Raw genomic sequence first — 5,451 nt, 5'->3', positions numbered from 1 at the left:
AGCAACGCTCCAGCGTTTTTATTGTTACAGCTATGTCTTCACCGTTACTTCAGGAAAAAACATCCATTTTCATTGTTCTACTAGCCATCCAGCCAGTTATTGACCTGACCAAGCTCCTCTTTGGTCAGCACTCCGGTCAGCGCCTTGAGACGCAGACCGTTCAAAATATAATCGTACTTGGCCTGCGCCAGGTTGCGCTTGACCGAATAGAGATCGCGCTCGGCATCGAGCACACTGATGGCGGTTTCCAGCCGCGACTCGTACGCAGCACGACGCAGCTCCAGGGTTGCCTGCTGGGCCGCCATCGCCTTGTTCAGGGCCTGTACTCGCTTGATCGCATTGACCACGCTCCAGTAAGCGTCCTTGGATTGGCGCCGGGACTCCAGCAGCAGTCGGGTAAGCTGCTGCTCAACACTGTGAAAATTGGCCCAGGACTCACGTTTCTTTGAGCTCACTGCACCACCACTGTAAAGAGGCACACTGACCCGCAGCATCAACTCCCGGGTTTCCACTTCACTGCCGCCACCGAACAGGGTGCCGCCGGTATCCTGGCTGCCACTGCGCAACACCACATCAACTGACGGGAAGTGACCACCGTTCTGGCGCGCCACTTCGCGCCGAGCCACATTTACCGCGTGCCGCTGGACCACCAGCGCCGGGTTGTATTGGGCGGCTGCATCGGCCCAATACTGGTCATTTTCGGGGTGCGGCCGCTGCAGTTGTATATCTTCCTTCAAGCTGGCGAGGCCAGCCGGGTAGTGGCCCACCAGTTCATACAGGGCTTCATAGGCGTCGCGCAGCGCCACTTCGGCTGCGGCGTAATCTGCCACTACTGAGGCCAGACGCGCCTCGGCATCGTAGCGATCCACCGGGCGACCAATGCCCGCCTCTTCGCGACCAGCAGCCAATTGCAGCTGTTGCTCTGCTGCCAGTCGCTCCGCCCGCAGAAACTCCAGTTCATCTTCCGCTGCGAGGCAGGCCAGGTAAGCTTCGGAAAGGCGCAGCATCAAGTCCTGCTGGGCCTGCACCAATTCGGCGTCGACCCGCTTGACCTCTTCACGGGCCTGGCCAATGCGCTGCAGCTTGGCGTAATTGAAAATCGGCTGGGTTATCGAGAGTGACCAGCTGGTGGTGGGAAAGGAGGTATTGCCATTGGCAAACACCGGGTTATCGCTGCGGATAATATCCTGGGTGGTGTCGACCTTGTCGTAATCAAAGGTCACTGTCGGCCGGTAATCCGCCCAGGCCTGGGTTATGACTTCGCTACCGGCACTGTGATCGAATATTGCACTCTGTAATTGGGGATCGGCTTTTAAGGCTGCGCGATACAGCCCGAGTAAATCTTCAGCCTGGCAACAGCCAGCAGCCATAAATAACAAACATATCAGGGCTCTAACACCAGCCCCGGTTGCCTTGCACAGCTTCATCGTCCACCGTCTTCTTTTTGTTGTTCGTTTCGGTTTTCTATGAGGCAATTGCCAGCTCGCACAGCAGGCCAGCAAATTCCCTGGATTCCTGCGCCGAGCACCTGTTAAATCAGCTCCTCATATACCTGAAAGCAGGAACTGGCACAGAATCATAAAATTCAAAATTGGTGAGAACTCACCACAACGCAAGGCGCTGAAAAGAAACGCTGCAGTATCTAGCGCGCAGCCAATCTATAGAAGGTTCCCTGACCCATAACTCTGGGCATATTCCGTGCCAGCTTGTTAGCTTGGGTTCGACACAGGAATATGGGGGCAACCCTTGCCAATGTAACAGAGTGTGTCGTGCATTAACACTAGAAGTGACTCCATATTGCAAACGCAACTAAGTGCTTAAGACGCTTGGATTGCAACTGAATAAAGTGCAGGAAAGGCTATAAAACAGCCATATTTTTTAGCGCCGCACCGACACGCGTGGCGTCCGATTTCATCCGCACCTGTGGTTGTCCAGCTGCATTCGCGCATATTCCCCAATTGCCAGAGCCGCGGTCAAGCCCGGCGATTCGATGCCATACAGCGCCAGCCAACCGGGCACCCGGTGCTCGGCCTCAGGCTGAATCATAAAATCCGCCGCGGCCTCACCCGGCCCGGCCAGCTTGGGCCGGATACCGGCGTAGGCGGGTTGCAACTGCTGCGCCTCTATGGCCGGGTAATAGTGGCGTACAGACTCACAGAAATCCCTCGCCAGCGCCGGGTCGACACTGTAATCGATGCCCTGCACCCAGCGCGCATCGGGGCCGAATCGAGCCCGCCCCTGCAGGTCCAGGGTCAGGTGGACTCCCAACCCCTGTTGATTCGGCAGCGGGTAAATAAGGCGCTTGAAAGGCGACCTGGCTTGCAAACTGAAATAGCAGCCCTGCGACAGGTATTGCGCCGGGATCGATGCCGATGGTACGCCGTCGATAGCGCCTGTCACTGCTTGCGCCTGCAAGCCGGCACAGTTGATTAACTCCCGACAAGTTATAGCAATGGGCTCGACACCTCCCACGGTCAACCGGAAGCCGCCTCCGCCCCCCGCCAGCACGGCGCCACCCACAACCGGACTGCGCAGCACCACACTGCCACCAGCCCTCTCCAGGTCGCCTTGCAAGGCCAGCATCAGCTGGTGGCTGTCCACAATGCCGGTGGAGGGCGACAGGATTGCCCGGACCGCCCGCAAGGCCGGCTCCATCTCGTTTAACTCAGGCTGGTCAACATAAACCAGGTCAGTGACGCCATTGGCGCGGCCGCGCAGGTAGATATCCTGCAGGCGAGAGAGCTGGTCATTATCTGTGGCAACAATCAGCTTGCCGAGGCGCTGGTGGGCGATGCTGTGAGAGTGGCAGTAGGCGTACAACAACTCCCGGCCCCGCACACACAGGCGCGCCTTGAGGCTGTGGCGGGGATAATAGATACCAGCGTGAATGACCTCACTGTTGCGGGAACTGGTCTCCTCGCCGATGCCGGCGTTGCGCTCCAGCACCAGCACGCTACGGCCACTGCGGGCCAGCTCCCGACCGATCGCCAGGCCCACCACCCCGGCGCCGATCACAATGGAATCCACATCCGTCGTCAAATCACCCTCCCCCACAACGCAAAACGCCCCGAAAACTCGGGGCGTTTTATTGTAACGGCTTTTGCCAACCAGGCGGGCTTCAGATTACCCGGCGGCTACAGCTGTCGCTGGGCCAGGTTGCATTGCTGCGCCCGGCCCGGCCCCGGATTACTCCTGGGCCGAAGCACCTTCCGCAGGCTCGGCATCTTCCGCCGCCGCCGCGTCATCGCGCTTGGCTTCCTTGATGGACAGCTTGATGCGGCCACGCTGGTCGACGTCGAGGCACTTGACCCGCACCATTTCCCCTTCCTTGATGTAATCGGTGACATTTTCCACCCGCTCTTCAGCGATCTGGGAAATGTGCACCAGGCCATCCTTGCCGGGCAGGAAGTTAACAAAGGCGCCGAAATCGACAATGCGCACGACCTTGCCTTCGTAGATCTCACCGATTTCAGCTTCGGCGGTGATCTCACCAATGCGATCGAGAGCGGCCTGCAGCGACTCGGTGTTTTCACCGTAGACTTTGACAGTACCGTTGTCGTCGATATCGATGGAAGCACCGGTCTCTTCGGTAATGGCACGGATAGTTGCGCCGCCCTTGCCGATGATGTCGCGGATCTTGTCCGGATCGATCTTGATGGTTTCGAACTGGGGCGCATTTGCAGAGACGCCTTTGCGCGACTGGTCGATGACCTTGTTCATTTCCGCGAGGATATGCAAACGGGCCTGCAGGGCTTGCTGCAGGGCAATTTCCATAATCTCTTCGGTGATACCTTCGATCTTGATATCCATCTGCAGGGCAGTGATACCGTCGGAGGTGCCGGCCACTTTAAAGTCCATGTCGCCGAGGTGATCCTCGTCGCCGAGAATGTCGGTCAACACGGCAAAGCCGTTGTCTTCCTTCACCAGGCCCATGGCGATACCCGCTACCGGTGCCTTCAGCGGTACACCGGCATCCATCAGCGCCAGGGATGAACCACACACAGAGGCCATGGAAGAGGAACCGTTGGATTCGGTAATCTCACTGACCACGCGGATGGAGTAGGGAAACTCCTCTTCCGACGGCAGTACCGCCGCCACACCGCGGCGCGCCAGGCGACCGTGACCGACTTCACGACGGCCAGTGCCACCCATGCGACCAGCTTCACCCACCGAGTAGGGAGGGAAGTTGTAGTGCAACATAAACGGATCGCGGCGGCTGCCTTCCAGCGCATCGATCATCTGGGCATCGCGGCCGGAGCCGAGGGTTGCCACAACGATGGCCTGGGTTTCACCGCGGGTAAACAGCGCTGAACCGTGAGCTTTAGACAGCAGGCCCACTTCTACCTGGATCGGGCGCACGGTCTTGGTGTCGCGACCGTCGATACGGGGCTCACCGGCGACCACACTCTGGCGCACGGTTTGCTTTTCCAACTTGCCAAATACACCTTTGACGTCGTCATTACTGACGCTGTCGTTGGCGAACTGGGCAATGGCAGCGTTGCGCAACTCGCCGAGTTGGGTGTAGCGCTGCATTTTATCGGTAATTTTGTAGGCTTCCTTGATCTGGGCACCGAAGGCATCGGCCAGCGCATTTTTCAATTCCACGTTGTCGGCTTCGGCTGTCCACTCCCAGGCGGGCTTGGCCGCTTCTTTGGCCAGCTCATTGATCGCCTGCACCACCACCTGCATTTCCTGGTGGGCGTAGAGCACGGCACCCAGCATGATGTCTTCCGGCAATTCCTTGGCTTCAGACTCCACCATCAATACCGCATCTTTGGTACCGGCAACCACCATTTCCAGCTCGGAGGTTTGCAGGGCTTCGTAGCCAGGGTTGAGCAAATAGCCGTCGGCCTGGGTGTAACCCACACGGGCGCCACCGATAGGACCGTTGAACGGAATACCCGAAATGGACAGTGCCGCCGAGGTACCGATCATGGCCGGGATATCCGGGTCCATATCCTTGTTGGCGGACATAACGGTACAGACAACCTGTACTTCGTTCATGTAACCGTTGGGGAACAGCGGACGAATCGGGCGATCGATCAGGCGTGAGGTCAGGGTTTCTTTTTCGCTGGGACGCCCTTCACGCTTGAAAAAGCCGCCGGGGATCTTGCCGGAGGCGTAGGCTTTCTCGATGTAGTGTACTGATAACGGGAAGAAGTCCTGGCCTTCCCTGACTGTTTTGGCGCCGACTACGGTACACAGTACCTGGGTCTCGCCCATAGTTACCATCACTGCTCCGGTCGCCTGGCGTGCTATGCGGCCAGTTTCCAGGGTGACGGTATCGTTTCCATATTGAAAGGTCTTAATGACGGGATTCACGACATTTTCCTTATAGTTTCTCTTACTATTTCAAAGTTTACTTGGATAAAATCTACTAATTGCAGGATTATGCTAAAACTGGTGTTAACCATCCGGCGTTGAGCGCCGGGTATTATTAATTCAGCTATC

Annotated in this window: 3 protein-coding genes; all 3 read right to left on the bottom strand. The window is 57.7% G+C overall.

All coding sequences use genetic code 11. The annotated features are described in order from the left end of the window. Positions 1 to 80: 80 nt before the first annotated feature. The 3 genes from G8764_RS19675 to pnp all read right to left on the bottom strand — a co-directional run bounded on the left by G8764_RS19675 (position 81) and on the right by pnp (position 5,322). Positions 81 to 1,370: a TolC family outer membrane protein gene (locus G8764_RS19675; protein ID WP_207951987.1), complete on the bottom strand. Its 1,290-nt coding sequence runs from the start codon at positions 1,368 to 1,370 to the stop codon at positions 81 to 83. A 541-nt stretch (positions 1,371 to 1,911) separates the two neighbouring features. After that, positions 1,912 to 3,039 (bottom strand): NAD(P)/FAD-dependent oxidoreductase, encoded by a 1,128-nt coding sequence (locus G8764_RS19670; RefSeq protein ID WP_166167065.1) that lies wholly within the window; start codon positions 3,037 to 3,039, stop codon positions 1,912 to 1,914. Positions 3,040 to 3,186: 147 nt separating this feature from the next. Continuing rightward, positions 3,187 to 5,322 carry a polyribonucleotide nucleotidyltransferase gene (pnp, locus tag G8764_RS19665; RefSeq protein WP_166167062.1) on the bottom strand — a complete coding sequence of 712 codons (2,136 nt, stop codon included), beginning with the start codon at positions 5,320 to 5,322 and terminating at the stop codon, positions 3,187 to 3,189. Positions 5,323 to 5,451 lie beyond the last annotated feature (129 nt).

The organism is Pseudomaricurvus alcaniphilus, from assembly GCF_011440395.1.
Taxonomy (GTDB): domain Bacteria; phylum Pseudomonadota; class Gammaproteobacteria; order Pseudomonadales; family Cellvibrionaceae; genus Pseudomaricurvus; species Pseudomaricurvus alcaniphilus.
Note: the sequence above shows the minus strand (reverse complement) of the source record. Positions and strands in the feature narration are given on the sequence as shown.

What these genes read in the sequence shown, in the direction of transcription:
- G8764_RS19675 (WP_207951987.1), bottom strand. Translation starts at nt 1,370, where the DNA reads ATGGCTGCTGGCTGTTGCCAGGCTGAAGATTTACTCGGGCTGTATCGC.